This window comes from Streptomyces glaucus, assembly GCF_039533365.1.
Lineage (GTDB): Bacteria > Actinomycetota > Actinomycetes > Streptomycetales > Streptomycetaceae > Streptomyces > Streptomyces glaucus.
Window position 1 is genome coordinate 20270 of the sequence record NZ_BAAATK010000028.1, and the last position, 16554, is coordinate 36823.

The following is a 16554-nucleotide window of genomic DNA, read 5'->3' on the forward strand; positions in this document are numbered from 1 at the left end:
CGCCGCCTCACTCCGTGCGCAGCCCCTCCGGCCGCATCATCCGCAGCAGCGGCGGCAGACTGAGCAGCGTCACCGCCAGGACCACCGCGGCGCCGATGCCGGTCATCGACAGCACGCTCGCCCAGTCCACGCGCACCGACGCGCTCGTCATCCGCAGCAGCACCGCGCCCAGCGCCAGGCCCACCACGGAGGCCAGCACCAGGCCCAGCGCGATCGGCACCGCCGTCTGCCACAGCACCGACAGGGTCAGCGTGCGCCGCCGGGTGCCGAAGGCGACCAGCGAGGCCAGCAGCTTGCGGCGCTCGCGCAACTGCTCCAGCTGGGAGACCAGCAGGCTCGCCCCGATCAGCGCCAGCACACAGGCGGCGCCGACGAACAGCCCGGTGCGGATGGAGGTGTACCGGCCGGACTGCTGTGTCCCGGACCAGGACAGGGGATAGGTCAGCGGGTGGACGGCCGCCGCGGTGTTCCGCACCTGCTCCTCCGCGTCCGGCACGGCCGGGTCGAGCTTGACGTACGCCTCCCCCTCCAGGGCGGGCGCGGCCGCGGCGGGCAGCGCCTTCGGGGTGATCAGGAAACCGCCCCGGTCCGAGCCGGTCGGGCCCACGCGCGCCGCCGCCCGCTTCAGGTCCCGCGGCACCGTCCAGGCGACCTCCCGGCCGCGCGGGGAACCCTCGTAGGACGGGTCGAGGAACAGTCTCCGGCCGGGTTCGGCCACGAGGGGGGTCTCGGTGTCGTACTCGGCGCCGTGGACGGCGAACACGTCCCCGTCGCGGCACGCGGGCAGCTTCGCGATCTCGCGCAGCGAGGCGCAGTCGCCGACGGTCACCTGCGTACCGTGCTCCGGGTCGCGGCGGCGGTCGCCGGCGTAGCCCTCGGCGTAGGCGAGGACCCCGCGCACGCCCTCGGTGCTCCGCAGTTTCCCGGCGGCCGCGTCCAGCGGCACCTCCTTCGGCACGGACACCTGCATCTGCGCCCGCGAGAGGTCGTACCCGGTCTGCTCGGTGTAGTCGCTCTCCACGCCGGAGAACAGCATCTGCAGCGCGATCGCCCCGGCCACCGCCACCGCGATGCCGTTGACCATACGGGCCGCCGTGCCGCTGCTCAGCTGCAGACGGCGCACCGCCAGCTGCCAGGAGACGCCGCCCGCGCCGAGCCGGGCGACGACCGCCTCCACCACCCACGGCAGCAGCGTGGTCACCCCGACCAGCAGCAGCATCACGCCGCCGACCACCAGGTAGGTGTTGAAGTTCCCGTTCTCGCGGCCCTGGCCGACCATCGGGGAGAGCATCGCGAGCCCGCCCAGCGGCAGCAGCAGCCGCCACCACAGCCGGCGCCGCGCGGGCCTGGCCGTGCGCACCACGCCGAGCGGCTCGATCACCACGCCGCGCAGCGCGAACAGCGTGACCAGCACCGCCGCCGCCGGGACCGCGACGGCGACGAGCAGGGTCAGCAGCGGCGAGGGGTCGAGGTAGTCCGGGAACACGCTCACGCTGAACAGCTCGACCGAGCCCACCGCCTGACGGCCCAGCAGGAAGAAGCCCGCGCCGAACACCAGCCCGAGCAGCGCGCCCGCGAGCGCCTCGCCGGCCGCGATGCGCCGGGTCATCCGGCTGTCGGAGCCGACCAGCCGGAGCGCCGCGAGCCGCCGGTCGCGCCGCTCGCCGCCGATCCGCACGGCCGCCGCGATGAACACGGCCACCGGCATCAGCAGCACGACCAGGACGACGACGATCAGCAGGAGCAGCACCGGGTCCAGCGGTTCGGAGGACGGGTCCGGGTCCGGCTCCCCGAACCGGTCGATCCGGGTCACCCGGCCGCCGTCGAGGTACGGGGCGAGTCCCTCGCCGCCCCGGTAGAAGGCGAGTTCGGCCGGGCCGACCAGCCCGCTCTCGCCGATGGTGCCGACGATCCGCTCCGGCAGCCGCTCCCGCAGCAGCCTCCCGCCGTCGGACTCCAGCAGCCGCTCCAGGGCGGGGGAGACGACCATCTCGTCCTCCGCCGGGAACTCCGCGACCCCCGGCGGCAGCGGGGCGCGCGGCCCTTCGGGTTCCAGCTCGCGTCCGCGGATGCTCAGGTCGCGGAAGTCCGTGCCGACCTCCGCGACCAAGAGGGTGTCGTTCCCCTTCGGTATCGGCGCGCCGAAGGTCAGGTCCGTGCGGGCCTGCTCCCGCTCCTCCCGGGCGGCCAGCGCGTTCGGCAGCGCCGTCGTCAGCAGCAGCAGCGCCACCCCGAGCCCGACGCCCACCGCGGTCAGCAGCGCCCGGCCCCACCCCTCGCGCCCGCCCGCGAAGGCGAAGCGGACGCCCATGGCCAGGTCCCGGGCCCACCGCCCCCTCATACGACGCGCTCCATGTCCCGGGACCGGCCGTCCCGCACCACGATCTCGCGGTCGGAGTACGCGGCCACCCGCGCCTCGTGCGTGACCAGGACGACGGCGGCGTTGGTGGACCGGGCGGCGTCCGTGAGCAGCTCCATCACGCGCTCGCCGTTGAGCGAGTCCAGCGCGCCGGTCGGCTCGTCGGCGAACAGCACCCGCGGGCGCGTGACCAGCGCACGCGCGACGGCGACCCGCTGCCCCTGGCCGCCGGAGACCTCACCGGGCCGCTTCCCGGCGAGGTCGTCGACCTCCAGCCGCTCCATCCACCCCAGCGCGGCCTTCTCGGCCTCCCTGCGCGAGGCGCCGTTCAGCCGCAGCGGCAGCGCCACGTTCTCCACGCAGGTCAGCTCCGGCACGAGCTGCCCGAACTGGAACACGAACCCGAACTCGCTGCGCCGGAGCGCGCTGCGCCGGGCGTCGTTCATGGCGGACAGCTCCCGCCCGTCGTACGTGATCGTCCCCGCGTCGGGCGGGACGATCCCGGCCAGGCAGTGCAGCAGCGTCGACTTGCCGGACCCGGACGGGCCCATGACGGCGACCACCTCGCCGGGGTGGATGGAGAACTCGGCGCCGTCCAGCGCCGGCGTCGGGCCGTAGGCCTTGCGCAGCCCCTCGGCCGCGAGCAGGGAACCGGCGGGCGGCGTCATCGGGCCACCGCCGCGCGCAGCTTGTCCAGACGCGCCGCGGTCAGTTCCAGCCACCGCAGGTCGGCCTCCAGGTGGAACAGGGCGTGGTCGCAGATGAGCTGGTCGGCGAGGTCGCCCTTGCGCTTGCGGTCGGTGAGGACGCGCATGCTGCGCAGATGCTCCGAGCGCTGGGTGTCGAGGATGCCGGCCGCGTCCCGGTGGGTGAGCAGGGCGAGGACGACCTTGGTGTAGAGGGTCGACTGCAGGTACGGCTCGGGCTTCTCCGGCGTGGCGAGCCAGCGCTCGACGTCGGTGACGCCGGCCTCGGTGACGGCGTACCGCTTGCGCTCGGGGCCGTCGCCCGCCTCGATGCCGTCGACCTCGACGAGGCCGTTCTTCAGCAGGCGGGACATCGTCGAGTAGACCTGGCCGTAGTGCAGCGGCCGGTCGTGACCGAACTTCTCGTCGAAGGTCCGCTTCAGGTCGTAGCCGTGGCGGGGGCCGGACTCCAGGAGTCCCAGAAGTGTGTGACCGATGGACATGCCGGGGACTCTACACGGTGTGTATACGCAGTGTGTATACACACCGTGTGCAGACCCCGGTGAGGGTGCGAGGGCGCAGGTGGGGGGCGATTGTCACGGTTCCGTCACACGGGCGCGCCTGTCGCGCGAGTGCGCCCGCCGACCGGGCGCCTCCGCCGGCCGGGGGTGCCCGTCGGCCGGGTGCGCTCGTCGGCCGGTGCGCCCGTCGGCCGGGGGCCCGCCGCGCCTAGGGGGCGGGATCCGCGGGCGGGCGTCCGCGGCGCGGGATCGGGCCCGCCTCGCCGGGCAGCCGGCCCGCCTCCGCCAGTGCCCTGCGCAGCAGGAACTCGATCTGGGCGTTGGCCGACCGCAGCTCGTCCGACGCCCACCGCGCGAGCGCCTCGTACACCAACGGGTCCAGCCGCAGCAGCACCTGCTTGCGCTGCTGCGGCCGGCGCCCGGACCGGGAGTCCTCGGCAGGGGGTGTCACTGGTACAGCGACCCGGTGTTGAGGACCGGCTGGGCGGAGCGGTCGCCGCACAGCACCACCATCAGGTTCGACACCATCGCCGCCTTCCGTTCGGAGTCCAGCTCCACGATGTCCCGCTCGGTGAGCCGGGCGAGCGCCATCTCCACCATCCCCACCGCGCCGTCCACGATCTGCCGCCGGGCCGCGACGACCGCGCCGGCCTGCTGCCGCTGGAGCATCGCCGAGGCGATCTCGGGAGCGTACGCCAGGTGCGTGAAGCGCGACTCGATGATCCGCACGCCGGCCGCCTCCACGCGCGCCTGCAGCTCGACGGCGAGCTTCTCGGTGATCTCCTCGGCGTTGCCGCGCAGCGACAGGCCGCCCTCCTCGTGGGCGTCGTAGGGGTACTCGATGGCGATGTGCCGCACGGCGGCCTCGGTCTGGGTGGAGACGAACTCCACGTAGTCGTCCACCTCGAAGGTGGCCTGGGCGGTGTCCTCCACCTTCCACACCACCACGGCGGCCAGCTCGATCGGGTTGCCGTAGGCGTCGTTCACCTTGAGCACGGCGGTCTCGTGGTTGCGGACCCGGGTGGAGATCTTGCTGCGCGAGGTGAAGGGGTTGACCCAGCGCAGCCCGTCCTGCCGGATCGTCCCGCGGTACCGCCCGAAGAGCTGGACGACCCGGGCCTCGCCCGGCGCCACCATGTTCAGCCCGCACATCGCCAGGAAGGAGGCGAGGCCGACCAGGACGCCCGCGACGATCAGCGCGGCCTTGGCGCCGGCCGCGGCGACGACCGTGGCGCCGACGATCAGCACGGCGGCGGCCAGCAGCCCGGCCAGTCCGAGCAGCAGCGCGAGCCCGCCGCCGATGCTGTGCGCCGGGAACTCCCGCACGCGCGGGGCCGGCATCTCCGGCACGTCGGCCGTGACCTGGGTGTCCTCTGTGGGCATGGGTGTCCCCCCGTTCTCGCGCCGGAGCTCTCCTGCCCGGCTCCGGTCTATCTAAGTGATATCACTTTATCGTGTCATGACAACCCTCCGCCCGGCTCGGGCGTCGATTCCTGTGGGACGGGTGCTGATTGTCACGTCCGTAAAAGGCCGGATCGGCAGCCCTTTGTCATATCTGGTGGTGTTAGCTTTCTGAGCTGACCTGAGCGGCGAACCTGTGTGACTTCTGAGCACACATGAACGAAGCGGAGCGGATCGGACCCATGGGACGAGCGGAAGAGAGACGAGCGCGACAGCGCGGTGGCCACCGCGCGGCGCCCCGGCGCTCGTCCGGGACGCCGTCGGCCGCCCTCGGCGGCCGGGCCGGGGCCCGCAGGGCGGCCGGCGGCGCCGGCCGGGGCGGCATGCGCGCGCTGTTCACCTGGAAGAAGGTCCTCGGCGCGTTCTTCGGCCTGTGCCTGCTCGGCATCGGCGCGTTCGTCGTGCTGTACCTGGTGGTGGACGTGCCCGAGGGCAACGCGGCGGCACGGCGCCAGAGCAACGTGTACAAGTTCAGCGACGGCACGGTGCTGGCCCGCTCGGGCACGGTCAACCGCGAGATCGTCGGCCTGGACAAGGTGCCCAAGGACGTCCAGCGGACCTTCGTCGCGGCCGAGAACAAGAGCTTCTACAGCGACGCCGGCGTCGACCTGAGGGGCACCGCCCGCGGCCTGCTCAACACCCTCGCCGGCAAGGGCACCCAGGGCGGCTCGACGATCACCCAGCAGTACGTCAAGAACTACTACCTCAGCCAGGAGCAGACCGTCAGCCGCAAGCTGAAGGAGCTGGTCATCTCGCTGAAGGTGGACCGCGAGATGTCCAAGGACGACATCCTCGCGGGCTACATCAACACCAGCTACTACGGCCGCGGCGCCTACGGCATCCAGGCGGCCGCCCAGGCCTACTACCGCACCGACGCCGAGGACCTGACCGTCGAGCAGGGCGCCTACCTCGCCGCGCTGCTCCAGGCGCCGAGCCAGTACGACTGGGCGGTCGCCTCCGACACCGGCAAGCGGCTGGTGAAGGAGCGCTGGACCTACGTCCTGGACAACATGGTCGAGGAGGGCTGGCTGGACAGGGCCGAGCGGGACGCCATGGAGTTCCCGGTCCCGGAGGAGCCCCGGGGCACCGCCGGGCTCGCGGGCCAGAAGGGCTACCTCGTCCAGCTCGCCAACCAGCAGCTCGCCCGGCAGCTGAGGGAGCAGGAGGGCATCTCCCAGGCGCAGGCGGAGGCCGAGGTCCAGGACAACGGCTGGACCATCACGCTCAACATCGACCGCGAAAAGCAGGCCGAGCTGGAGCGGGCCGTGAAGACGCAGCTGACCGGCAGGCTCGATCCGCGAAAGCGCGAGGTCGACGCCGCGGTGCAGGCCGGCGCCGTCTCCGTCGACCCGGAGACCGGGAAGATCGTCGCGCTGTACGGCGGCCGGGACTACTTCAAGCACTACCTCAGCAACGCCACCCGCACCGACTACCAGCCGGCCTCGACGTTCAAGCCGGTGATCCTCGCCGCCGCCCTGGAGGAGGGCGCGACCACCCGGGACGGCACGCCGATCACCGCGAGCACGGTCTACGACGGCACCAGCAAGCGCCCGGTCGTCGACCGCGACGGCGGCGAGGTCGGCTTCGCCCCGGAGAACGAGGACGACCGGGACTACGGCGACATCACCGTGCAGACGGCGATGAACAAGTCCGTGAACTCGGTCTTCGCGCAGATGGGCGTGGACGTCGGCATGACGGAGGTGCTGGAGACGGCCGGCGCGCTCGGCATGGACACCGAGGGCCTGAAGGCGGTGCCCGCCCAGACCCTCGGCACCATGGGCGCGAGCCCGCTGGAGATGGCCGGGGTCTACGCCACCCTCGACAACCACGGCAGGAAGGTCACCCCGACCATCATCGCGTCGGCGGAGCAGCGGAGCCGCACGGTCACCATGCCCGACCCGATCGGCGAGCAGGTGATCAGCCGGGAGGCCGCCGACACGGTGACCTCGGTGCTCACCGGCGTGGTCGACGACGGCACGGCCCGCGCGTCCGTACGGGACAACCCGCGGCGGAACGGCCAGCAGGTCGCCGGCAAGACGGGCACGTCCGACAACAACAAGTCGGCCTGGTTCGTCGGCTACACCCCCGACCTGGTCACCGCGGTGGGCCTGTTCGGCGAGAGCACCAAGCCCCCGCACCCGCAGGTCGAGCTGTACGGCGCGGGCGGCTTCGAACGGGTCAACGGCGGCGGCTTCCCGGCGCAGATCTGGGCGGAGTACACCTTCGGCGTGCTGGACGAGGTCAGCCGGTTCGACCTGGAGACCACCCAGGGCGCGGCCGTCAGGCCCACCCGGACGCCGAAGCCCCCCGTCACCCGGCAGCCGGTCGAGACGCCCTCGGAGGAACCGACCACCGAGGAGCCGACGTCGGAGCCGCCGGCCTCCCGGACACCGTCCCGGACGCCGTCCCAGACGCCGTCCCAGACACCGTCCCGGACGCCGTCCCAGACACCGACGACGGAACCGCCGGTCGACGAGGACATCCCGCAGGACCCCGTCGTACCGGACGAGGACGAGGACGAGGACGAGTAACGCGCGGGGGCGCCCGACGAGCCGCCGGGCGCCCCCGCGCGCACGGTGCCCGCCGGCCTCGCGACCAGCTCCCCCCACCCGGGCAGACACGTTTTCCCTTTATTGGTTATTTGTTCAGCTGAAATTCACTCTTATGTCGGCTTAACGGGCCTGATCGGCCGACGCCGCCTAGGGTGATGCGCATGTTCCGGCCCCATTCCCGGCGGCCCCGCACGGCGCGCACCCTGAAAGGCGGAGCGAGCGATGAACGGTTCCCTTCGAGAGTTCGCCGAGTGCACGGCCGGCACACGTGACTTCCAGGTCGGCCTGATACACGAACCGCACCCGGCGGAGGAGGAGTCCCCCGCCGGGCGCCACGCCTCGCTGTACGACGCCCTGCGCGGCATGAGCCTGTACGCGGCGGTCGTGGAAGCGGAGAAGGGCCCGTGAGAAGGGACGGGTGACGAGGAACCGGACCGAGTGAACGCGGCTCGGTGGGAGTGACCGCCGACGGGCGGGGGCTTTCATGGACACGGAAACGCCGAAAGGCTTCGACTCCTGCCCGGAGGAACCCGCCGGGCGCACCCTGGGGGACAAGTACTTCAAGGAGTTCATGAGGCTCGTGCACGTGAGCCTGCGGAGCGGATGGTGGGGCGAGCCGCTGGGCGCGGTCCTGGGGGCGGCGGGCGGCGCCTGGCTCGGCCACGACGGCGACCTGCCGATGGAGGAGGCGCTCAGCGTCGCCGTCTCCATGGTCGGCATCATCATCGGATCCGTGTTCGCCGTCCTGGCGATGATCACGCGTGCCTGCGACAACAGTTTCCTCAAAAAGGCGAGGAAGGCGCGGATCCTGCCGATCGCCCACTACCTGTGGCCGTTCTTCACCATCATCGCGACGGGGGTCCTGTCCACCGTGCTCCTCCTGGTGGTGGCGGGGATTCCCGAGGACGCCCCGGCCCCGTTGCGCATGATGGCCGCCGCGGCGGCGGGGTTCTGCGTCCTGTGGACGCTGGCCGGCCTCCTGCCCGCCGTGGGAGCGCTCATCGTCTTCACCCGTCTCATCGAGAAAACCTCGGGCATAGGCGACTGAGGACGCGGGGACCCCGGCGCGGGGACGCGGAACGGCGTCCCCGCACCGGCGCGGCCGAGGCCGGGTCACTCGTCGACGTCGAGCTTCCAGTGGCTGTACCGGCCGTCCAGGGTGAGGTAGCCGTCACCGTAGGCGGAGCGGTACTGGCCGGTGCCGCCGGTGATGGCGGTCTTGGCCGTCACGGGCTTCCGCGGGGTGGACGTGATCATGTCGCTGAGCGTCAGCGTGCCCTTCTTCAGGCTCAGCACGCGCGTGCACACCGTGGTCACCCGGCTGCCCCGGACCTGGACCGCGCTGCACTCCGCCTGACCGTCACCGGCGCGCTGCAGCGGGCGCTCGGCCGACCCCGTCTTCCGCTTGGTGTACAGGTCCAGGCGGACCACCCACTTGTCGCCGACCCGGATGTGCGGGGGCGACGTGTCGAGCCAGTTGACGCCGGTCAGCTCGATCGTCTCGATGTCGTTGTCCTCGTCCGACCCCTCGGCCTGCGCCTGCGTCGGGAGAAGGGCGATCGTGGTGGTGAGGGCGGTGACGGCGATGCCGCGGACAACCGATGTGATCACGGAACCTCCAGGCCGAACGGAGTGCCCCAGGCCTTCCGGGACACGGGCGAGTCGTTCCACGCAGTTCGTTCCCGCAGCGCGACGGAACCCGCGTGGCCGGGGCACACGTACCCCTCGGGCGACGCACCGGCCGGCCGGCGGCCGGCCGGTGCGCACCGCTCAGTCATCGACGTGGAGGTCGAAGTGGACGCGGTCGCCCTTCAGGGTGATGTAGCCCTCGCCCTCGGCGTCGTTGTAGACGCCCGTGCCGCCCACGATGGCGGTCTTGGCCGTGACGGACTTGCCGCCCTCACGGCCGATCATGTCGTGCAGGTGGATCTCTCCGTCCTTCATGCGCAGCACCCGGGTGCACTGGCTGGTCACCCGGTTGGCGGCGACCGCGACGGCGCTGCACCGCGAGCCGGCGTCGCCGGCGAACTTCTTCCCCGGCGTGTACAGGTGCAGGTAGGTGACCCAGCTGGTGCCCTTGGTGACGACCCTGGGGCGTGTGTCGAACGTGGTGACACCCGTGAACTTGACCCGCACGATGTCCTCGTCGCCGACGTCTGCCGACGCGTGTGCGGACAGCACGAACGTCAATGCGGTTGTCAGGGCGCCGACCGTCACGGCACGGCGGATGGTGGCTGAGGGCATGCATCCTCCTGGAGCTGACTGCGGGTGCTCGGACCTTGGAGCACCGGCGAGCCATTCCAGGCCCCGGAAACCCGCGGCGCAACGCGCCCTGCGGGGCGGGGCCGCAGACGCCACCCGAAGAGGGCAACGGAACACCGCCCCCGCGGCAGCCGTCGGATCCCCCTTGGACGGACGGCGGGGGGATCCGACGGCAGGGCCTGCCGGGCGCTAGGGAGCGGGGGGCACCCCGAGCTCGAACCACACCACCTTGCCGGTGGAGAGCCGGGTCGCCCCCCACCTCCTGGCCACCTTGTTCACCAGGAGCAGCCCGCGCCCGCCCTCGTCCGTGGCCCGCGCCTGACGGAGCCGCGGCAGCTGCGGCACGTCGTCGCCGACCTCGCAGCGCAGCACGTTCGTGCGCAGCAGCCGCAGGGTGACCGGGCGGGTGGCGTACCGCACGGCGTTGGTGACGACCTCGCTGACCAGCAGCTCCACCGAGTCGCTGAGCTCCTCCAGGCCCCAGCGCTCGAGCGCGCGGCGGGCCAGGCGGCGGGCCCGGCCGGGGGCGGCGTCCTCCGGCTCCAGGAACCAGTACGCCACGTCGTTCGGCGCGATCCCGTCGAAGCGGGCGGCGAGCAGCGCGATGTCGTCGTCCCGGTCGCCCGGGCCGAGCATGTCCAGCACCTCGTCGCACAGCGCTTCCAGCGGCGGCGGATGGTCCGGCCCGGTGAGCTGCGCGGTCGCGGCCAGCTTCTCCCGCAGCTGCTCGATGCCGGTCCACACGTCCCTGAGGCGGGACTCGACCAGGCCGTCGGTGTACAGCAGCAGGGTCGCGCCGGCGGGCGCGTCCAGCTCCACGGCCTCGAAGTCGACGCCGCCGACGCCGATCGGGGCGCCCGCGGGCACCCGCAGCACCTCGGCCCGGCCGCCCAGGTGCAGCAGGACCGGCGGCGGATGGCCGGCGTTGGCGATGGTGATGCGGTGCGAGACCGGGTCGTAGACCGCGTACAGGCAGGTCGCCATGCGGTCGATGCCCAGGCGCTGGGCCTGCTCGTCGAGGTGGTGCAGGACCTCCTGCGGCGGCAGGTCGAGGCCGGCCAGGGTCTGCGCGGTGGTGCGCAGCTGACCCATGATCGCGGCCGAGGTCATGGAGTGGCCCATGACGTCGCCGACGACGAGGGCGACCCGGCTGCCGGGCAGCGGGATCGCGTCGTACCAGTCGCCGCCGACGCGCGCGGTCTCCGCGGCCGGCAGGTAGCGGGCCGCCAGCCGCACGCCGGTCGGCCGCGGCAGGGTCTCCGGCAGCATGGTGCGCTGCAACTCGTCCGCGATGTACGCCTCCCGGCCGTACAGCACGGCCTTGTCGATGCCGAGGGCGCTGTGCGTGGCCAGCTGGGCGGCCACCAGCAGATCGTCGGCCTCGAAGGCGGGGCGCTCGGGGCGGCGCAGGAACAGCGCGGCGCCGATCACCCGGCGCCGTCCGCGCAGCGGCGCGAGGATCGCCCGCTGCCCCGAGGGCACGGCGAAGCCGCCGCCGTCCCCGAGGAGTTCGGGCAGCGCGGCGCGGGCGGCGGGCGCGTCCGTGAAGACCGGCCGCACTCCGCGCAGCACCTCGGCGAGCGCGCTGCCGGGCCGCACCTCGCAGGTCTCGGCGCCGACCGCGTCCAGCCCGGACGGCTCGGGCTGGACCGGGGGCATGAAGCCGCCCTCGGTGTCGCGCTCGGCCGGGATCCGGTCGGTGCGGCGCAGCCGCAGCACCAGCGGGCCGATGGGCCGCTCGTCGCCCACGGGCAGCGGCTCGCGCAGGTAGACCAGGATCGCGTCGGCGAACGTGGGCACGGTGGCCCGGCACAGCCCCATCACGATCTCGTCCAGGTCCATGCCGCGGGCGATCCGCCGGGTCGCGGCGCCCACGAAGCGCAGCCGGTCCCCGTCCCGCCGCATCGGCGTGGGCCGGCCCGGCGGCAGCCCCTGCCCGGTACGGCGCTCCCCGCCCGCCGCCTCGGCGTGCTCCTGCTCGCCGGCCGCCGGGGCCGGGACGCCCTCGGGCGCCGGACGCGGGCGGTGCGTGTCGGGCTCGGCGGCGTGCTCGGCGCCCGGCTGGGAGTGCTCGGTCACGCCGGCCGGCTCCTGACCGGGCACCGCCGTGTCCGGGGGCGTCTCGCCGGGGCGTGCCTGTGCCGGTAAGGCGGCGGTACCGGCCGCCGGGGTGCCCGCGGAAGGCGGCACCGGGGAACGCAGGAGCGCCCCGCGGGGGTCCGCGGGGTCGGCGCCCGTCTGGGGGCGTTCGAAGGAGATCGGCTGCTCCGTCACGCGTGTCGAATCCATCCGTCCGGGGCTGCGCGCCGCGCGTGCAGTTCGTCCCGCAGAAAACCCGATACCCGCAATACGTGCCCAGGGAACGGGATTCCCGCGTGGCCGGGGACCGTTCCCGTGCCGTCGGCGGACCGCCGGCGGTCCCTGCCGGTGTCGCCCTGGTACCCCTCGATCACGTCCTGCCGCCCCTCGGTGACGATCGGTCAAGCTCAGCCCGTGCTCCGGTGGTTGCCACTGTGCGCCCGTCCGCCACCCAGCCACCACCCCTCGACGACGGTGCTGTGCACCGACCCCGCTCCCTGGTTGCGGAGGACGATCCTACGGTTCTTGCCCCGGGGCACATCAAGGGTCTCACGGGGACACGCGCGCGGGCGTGCGGTCCCAGTCCTCCGGCAGCGACGGTACCGCCCAGGACGGATCCGGGCGCCAGTCCTGCCAGCCGTCGCAGAACGGCGGCCCCCACGCGCGGATCACCTCCACCGCGTCCCGCCCCGCCTGCCGCACCCGCTCGGCGAGTCCGGCGTCCACCAGGCCGTCCCGCTGGGCCTGGGCGAACTCGTCCTCGTCCCGCCACTGCCAACTGCGGTCCGGGTGGACGGAGATGTCCAGGAAGTGGTCCTCGGAGTCGACGCCGCCCGCCCAGCGGGTCAGCGGCTCCTCCAGGTTCACGTACCAGTTCTTGAACTGCCAGCCCGGCTCCCAGAACAGCCACACCGACCAGGGCTCACCGGGCCGCGCCAGCTTCAGCACGCCCGTGCCGAACCAGCGGTCGCGCCGGACGGCCCGCGGCTTGGTGTAGCGGGTGCCGAGCGGCTCCAGGTGCACGGGCGTGCCGTCGGCGAGCACCGGCCGCACGCACTCGGTGCCGGGCGCCATCCACACGGCGAGCAGCTCGGGGTCGTCCCGCACGACGGTGACGGGGCGCGCGATGTGGAAGCGGGTGCCGGCGTTCTCCCGGTACCGCCACAGGATCTGGCTCCCGGGCGCCCAGCGGGCCGCCGCCTCACCCGCTTCCGCCACCGCTCTCACCGCTTCGCCGTCTGCCATGCACAGATATTAGGCGCCCCGGACATGCGAGGCCGCGGCGCCCGTCATGGTTCGCACCCGGGCCGGCCGGGTCACGGGCGGGTCATCCGCAGGACGTCCAGCGCCTCGTCGAGCTGCTCGACGGTCAGGTCGCCGCGCTCGACGTACCCGCTCTCCAGGACGACCTGACGGATCGTCTTCCGCTCGGCCAGCGCCTTCTTGGCGACCTTGGCGGCCTCCTCGTACCCGATGTACCGGTTGAGCGGGGTGACGACGGAGGGCGACGACTCGGCGTACTCCCGCGCCCGTTCGCGGTGGGCGACGATGCCGTCGACCGTGCGGTCGGCCAGCAGCCGGGAGGCGTTCGCGAGCAGCCGGACCGACTCCAGCACGTTCTTGGCGATGACCGGCAGCATCACGTTGAGCTCGAAGTTGCCGGCCGCCCCGGCGGTGGTGACGGTCGTGTCGTTGCCGATGACCTGGGCCGCGACCATCAGCACCGCCTCGGGGACGACCGGGTTGACCTTGCCCGGCATGATCGAGGAGCCCGGCTGGAGGTCGGGCAGGGAGATCTCGGCGAGCCCGGTGCGCGGCCCGGAGGACATCCACCGCAGATCGTTGGCGATCTTGGTCAGTCCGACGGCGATGGTGCGCAGCTGCCCGCTGGTCTCGACGATGCCGTCCCGGGCGCCCTGCGCCTCGAAGTGGTTGCGCGCCTCGGTCAGCGGCAGCCCGGTGGCGCGGGCGACCTCCTCGATGACGGCGGCGGAGAAGCCGGGCGGGGTGTTGATGCCGGTGCCGACGGCGGTGCCGCCGAGGGGCAGTTCGGCGAGCCGGGGCAGGGAGGCGTTCAGCCGCTCGATGCCGTACCGGACCTGGGCGGCGTAGCCGCCGAACTCCTGGCCCAGCGTGACGGGCGTGGCGTCCATGAGATGGGTCCGGCCCGACTTCACCACGTCGGCGAACTCCTCGGCCTTGCGCTCCAGCGCGGTCGCGAGGTGGTCCAGGGCCGGGATCAGGTCGCGGGTGACGGCGGCCGTGGCGGCGATGTGGATGGAGGACGGGAAGACGTCGTTGGAGGACTGGGAGGCGTTGACGTGGTCGTTGGGATGGACGTCCCGCCCCAGCCGCTCACCGGCGAGGGTGGCGATGACCTCGTTGGCGTTCATGTTGGACGAGGTCCCCGACCCCGTCTGGAACACGTCGACGGGGAAGTGCTCGTCCCACTCGCCCCGGGCGACCTCCTCGGCCGCCTCCTGGATCGCCTCGGCGACGTCCTCGTCGAGCACGCCCAGCCGGGCGTTCACCTTGGCCGCGGCCCCCTTGATGCGGGCCAGGGCCTCGATGTGCGCGCGTTCGATGCGCTGCCCCGAGACGGGGAAGTTCGCCACGGCCCGCTGGGTCTGGGCCCGCCACTTCGCGTCGGCGGGGACGCGGACCTCCCCCATGGAGTCGTGTTCGATCCGGTACCTGTCCTGCTGCTCGTCGGCCACTGCCGATCACCTCCGTCCAGGTCAGCACCGCCCCCCACCGAGGCTATTCCGGCCGGCCCGGCCCCGCGCCGGCCGGCCGCCGGGCCGTACGGCGCGGGGCCCCGGCCGGACGCACCGGCCGGGGCCCCGCCGGGCCGGGAGTACCGCTCACGCGAGCCCGGGACCGCGCACCGGGATCGAGGTGAAGGTCGGCTGCGGGGCGGGGTCCTGGAAGAAGTCGTTGCCCTTGTCGTCCACGACGATGAACGCCGGGAAGTCCTCGACCTCGATCTTCCAGACGGCCTCCATGCCGAGCTCCTCGTACTCGACGACCTCGACCTTCTTGATGCAGTCCTGGGCGAGGCGGGCGGCCGGGCCGCCGATGGAGCCGAGGTAGAAGCCGCCGTGCCGGGCGCAGGCGTCGGTGACCTGCTTGCTGCGGTTGCCCTTGGCGAGCATCACCTTGGAGCCGCCCGCCGCCTGGAACTGCTCGACGTAGGAGTCCATGCGGCCGGCCGTGGTGGGCCCGAAGGAACCGGAGGCGTAGCCCTCGGGGGTCTTGGCCGGGCCGGCGTAGTACACCGGGTGGTCCTTCAGGTACTGCGGCATCTCCTCGCCGCGGTCCAGCCGCTCCTTGATCTTGGCGTGCGCGATGTCGCGGGCGACGACGAGCGGGCCGGTGAGCGACAGGCGGGTCTTGACCGGGTACTTGGTCAGCTCGGCGAGGATGGCGTCCATCGGCTGGTTGAGGTCGATGCGGACGACGTCGCCGTCCGACTCCAGCTGCTCGTCCGTGGTGTCCGGCAGGAAGCGCGCCGGGTCCTTCTCCAGCCGCTCCAGGAAGACGCCCTCGGCGGTGATCTTCGCGACGGCCTGGCGGTCGGCGGAGCAGGAGACGGCGAGGGCCACCGGGCAGGACGCGCCGTGCCGGGGCAGGCGGATCACGCGCACGTCGTGGCAGAAGTACTTGCCGCCGAACTGCGCGCCGATGCCGAGCCTCTGGGTGAGCTCGAAGACCTTCTCCTCCAGCTCCTTGTCCCGGAAGCCGTGGCCGAGCGGCGAGCCCTCGGTCGGCATGTTGTCCAGGTAGTGCGCGGAGGCGTACTTGGCGGTCTTCAGCGCGTACTCGGCGCTGGTGCCGCCGACGACGATCGCCAGGTGGTACGGCGGGCAGGCGGCCGTGCCCAGCGAGCGGATCTTCTCCTCCAGGAACCTCATCATGGAGGCCTCGTTCAGGACGGCCTTGGTCTCCTGGTAGAGGAAGCTCTTGTTGGCGCTGCCGCCGCCCTTGGCCATGAACAGGAACTTGTAGGCGTCGCCGTCGGTCGCGTACAGCTCGATCTGGGCGGGGAGGTTGGAGCCGGTGTTCCTCTCCTCCCACATGGTCAGGGGAGCCATCTGCGAGTAGCGCAGGTTGAGCTTGGTGTACGCGTCGTAGATGCCGCGGGAGAGGGCCTCCTCGTCGCGGCCGGCGGTCAGCACGTTCTGCCCGCGCTTGCCCATGACGATCGCGGTGCCGGTGTCCTGGCACATGGGGAGCACGCCCGCCGCCGCGATGTTCGCGTTCTTCAGCAGGTCCAGGGCGACGAACTTGTCGTTGGCGCTCGCCTCCGGGTCGTCGACGATGCGCCGCAGCTGCGCCAGGTGCGCGGGGCGCAGGTAGTGCTGGATGTCGTGGATGGCCTCCTCGGCCAGCTTGCGCAGCGCCTCCGGCTCCACCTTCAGGAACGTCCGCCCGTCCGGCCCCTCGACCGTGGAGACACCCTCGGAGGTCACCAGCCGGTACGGGGTGGTGTCCTCTCCCGTGGGGAGCAGATCGGTGTACGCGAACTCAGGCATCTCGCCCATTCCTCACTCGACAGACGGCGACCGCCTCCTTCGGCGGGCGCCCACCAGCGTAGAACCTGCCCGCGGCGGCGCACCTGTGAGGTTGTCCTC

General features: G+C 72.7%; 14 protein-coding genes. 3 read left to right on the forward strand and 11 right to left on the reverse strand.

Features of this window, described 5'->3' with window-relative positions:
- Positions 1–7: 7 nt before the first annotated feature.
- The 5 genes from ABD363_RS20645 to ABD363_RS20665 form a co-directional block, all read right to left on the reverse strand.
- Positions 8–2341: an ABC transporter permease gene (locus ABD363_RS20645; RefSeq protein WP_344605705.1), complete on the reverse strand. Its 2334-nt coding sequence runs from the start codon at positions 2339–2341 to the stop codon at positions 8–10.
- A complete protein-coding gene (locus ABD363_RS20650) occupies positions 2338–3027 on the reverse strand; it encodes an ABC transporter ATP-binding protein (protein WP_344605707.1) in 690 nt (229 codons plus the stop codon). The genes ABD363_RS20645 and ABD363_RS20650 overlap by 4 nt, the downstream gene beginning before the upstream one ends.
- On the reverse strand, positions 3024–3548 hold the full coding sequence (locus ABD363_RS20655) for a PadR family transcriptional regulator (protein WP_344605709.1): 525 nt from the start codon (positions 3546–3548) through the stop codon (positions 3024–3026). The genes ABD363_RS20650 and ABD363_RS20655 overlap by 4 nt, the downstream gene beginning before the upstream one ends.
- A 226-nt stretch (positions 3549–3774) precedes the next feature.
- A complete protein-coding gene (locus ABD363_RS20660; protein WP_344605711.1) occupies positions 3775–4017 on the reverse strand; it encodes a type II toxin-antitoxin system antitoxin in 243 nt (80 codons plus the stop codon).
- Positions 4014–4949, reverse strand: coding sequence for an SPFH domain-containing protein (locus ABD363_RS20665; RefSeq protein WP_344605713.1), 936 nt, complete (start codon positions 4947–4949; stop codon positions 4014–4016). Before ABD363_RS20665 ends, ABD363_RS20660 begins: the two co-directional genes overlap by 4 nt.
- A 260-nt stretch (positions 4950–5209) precedes the next feature.
- Between ABD363_RS20665 and ABD363_RS20670 the strand changes: the two genes are divergently transcribed.
- From ABD363_RS20670 to ABD363_RS20680, 3 genes are all read left to right on the forward strand, one after another.
- Positions 5210–7558 (forward strand): transglycosylase domain-containing protein, encoded by a 2349-nt coding sequence (locus tag ABD363_RS20670; protein ID WP_344605715.1) that lies wholly within the window; start codon positions 5210–5212, stop codon positions 7556–7558.
- Positions 7559–7801: 243 nt separating this feature from the next.
- Positions 7802–7987, forward strand: a complete 186-nt coding sequence (locus ABD363_RS20675; RefSeq protein WP_344605717.1) for a hypothetical protein — start codon at positions 7802–7804, stop codon at positions 7985–7987.
- A gap of 76 nt (positions 7988–8063) precedes the next feature.
- Positions 8064–8627 (forward strand): hypothetical protein, encoded by a 564-nt coding sequence (locus ABD363_RS20680; RefSeq protein WP_344605719.1) that lies wholly within the window; start codon positions 8064–8066, stop codon positions 8625–8627.
- Positions 8628–8692: 65 nt separating this feature from the next.
- On the opposite strand, the gene ABD363_RS20685 is transcribed toward ABD363_RS20680, so the two are convergent.
- From ABD363_RS20685 to ABD363_RS20710, 6 genes are all read right to left on the reverse strand, one after another.
- Positions 8693–9190 carry a hypothetical protein gene (locus ABD363_RS20685; RefSeq protein ID WP_344605721.1) on the reverse strand — a complete coding sequence of 166 codons (498 nt, stop codon included), beginning with the start codon at positions 9188–9190 and terminating at the stop codon, positions 8693–8695.
- A 159-nt stretch (positions 9191–9349) separates the two neighbouring features.
- Entirely contained in the window at positions 9350–9823 is a 474-nt protein-coding gene (locus ABD363_RS20690) for a hypothetical protein (protein ID WP_344605723.1), read from the reverse strand.
- Positions 9824–10030: 207 nt separating this feature from the next.
- The gene (locus ABD363_RS20695) at positions 10031–12130 is read right to left on the reverse strand and encodes a SpoIIE family protein phosphatase (protein ID WP_344605725.1); all 2100 of its coding nucleotides are present in this window, start codon (positions 12128–12130) and stop codon (positions 10031–10033) included.
- Positions 12131–12469: 339 nt separating this feature from the next.
- Positions 12470–13165 (reverse strand): cytidylyl-2-hydroxypropylphosphonate hydrolase, encoded by a 696-nt coding sequence (gene fomD, locus ABD363_RS20700; RefSeq protein WP_344605727.1) that lies wholly within the window; start codon positions 13163–13165, stop codon positions 12470–12472.
- Positions 13166–13236: 71 nt separating this feature from the next.
- Positions 13237–14637: a class II fumarate hydratase gene (locus ABD363_RS20705; protein ID WP_344605729.1), complete on the reverse strand. Its 1401-nt coding sequence runs from the start codon at positions 14635–14637 to the stop codon at positions 13237–13239.
- Positions 14638–14784: 147 nt separating this feature from the next.
- Entirely contained in the window at positions 14785–16464 is a 1680-nt protein-coding gene (locus ABD363_RS20710) for a fumarate hydratase (RefSeq protein ID WP_344605731.1), read from the reverse strand.
- Positions 16465–16554: the final 90 nt, after the last annotated feature.

Bases quoted from the DNA above. Each gene is read 5' to 3' on its own strand.
- ABD363_RS20650 (WP_344605707.1), bottom strand. From the start codon at position 3,027: ATGACGCCGCCCGCCGGTTCCCTGCTCGCGGCCGAGGGGCTGCGCAAG.
- ABD363_RS20690 (WP_344605723.1), bottom strand. From the start codon at position 9,823: ATGCCCTCAGCCACCATCCGCCGTGCCGTGACGGTCGGCGCCCTGACA.
- ABD363_RS20655 (WP_344605709.1), bottom strand. From the start codon at position 3,548: ATGTCCATCGGTCACACACTTCTGGGACTCCTGGAGTCCGGCCCCCGC.
- fomD (WP_344605727.1), bottom strand. From the start codon at position 13,165: ATGGCAGACGGCGAAGCGGTGAGAGCGGTGGCGGAAGCGGGTGAGGCG.
- ABD363_RS20670 (WP_344605715.1), top strand. From the start codon at position 5,210: ATGGGACGAGCGGAAGAGAGACGAGCGCGACAGCGCGGTGGCCACCGC.
- ABD363_RS20645 (WP_344605705.1), bottom strand. From the start codon at position 2,341: ATGAGGGGGCGGTGGGCCCGGGACCTGGCCATGGGCGTCCGCTTCGCC.
- ABD363_RS20675 (WP_344605717.1), top strand. From the start codon at position 7,802: ATGAACGGTTCCCTTCGAGAGTTCGCCGAGTGCACGGCCGGCACACGT.
- ABD363_RS20695 (WP_344605725.1), bottom strand. From the start codon at position 12,130: ATGGATTCGACACGCGTGACGGAGCAGCCGATCTCCTTCGAACGCCCC.
- ABD363_RS20710 (WP_344605731.1), bottom strand. From the start codon at position 16,464: ATGGGCGAGATGCCTGAGTTCGCGTACACCGATCTGCTCCCCACGGGA.
- ABD363_RS20680 (WP_344605719.1), top strand. From the start codon at position 8,064: ATGGACACGGAAACGCCGAAAGGCTTCGACTCCTGCCCGGAGGAACCC.
- ABD363_RS20665 (WP_344605713.1), bottom strand. From the start codon at position 4,949: ATGCCCACAGAGGACACCCAGGTCACGGCCGACGTGCCGGAGATGCCG.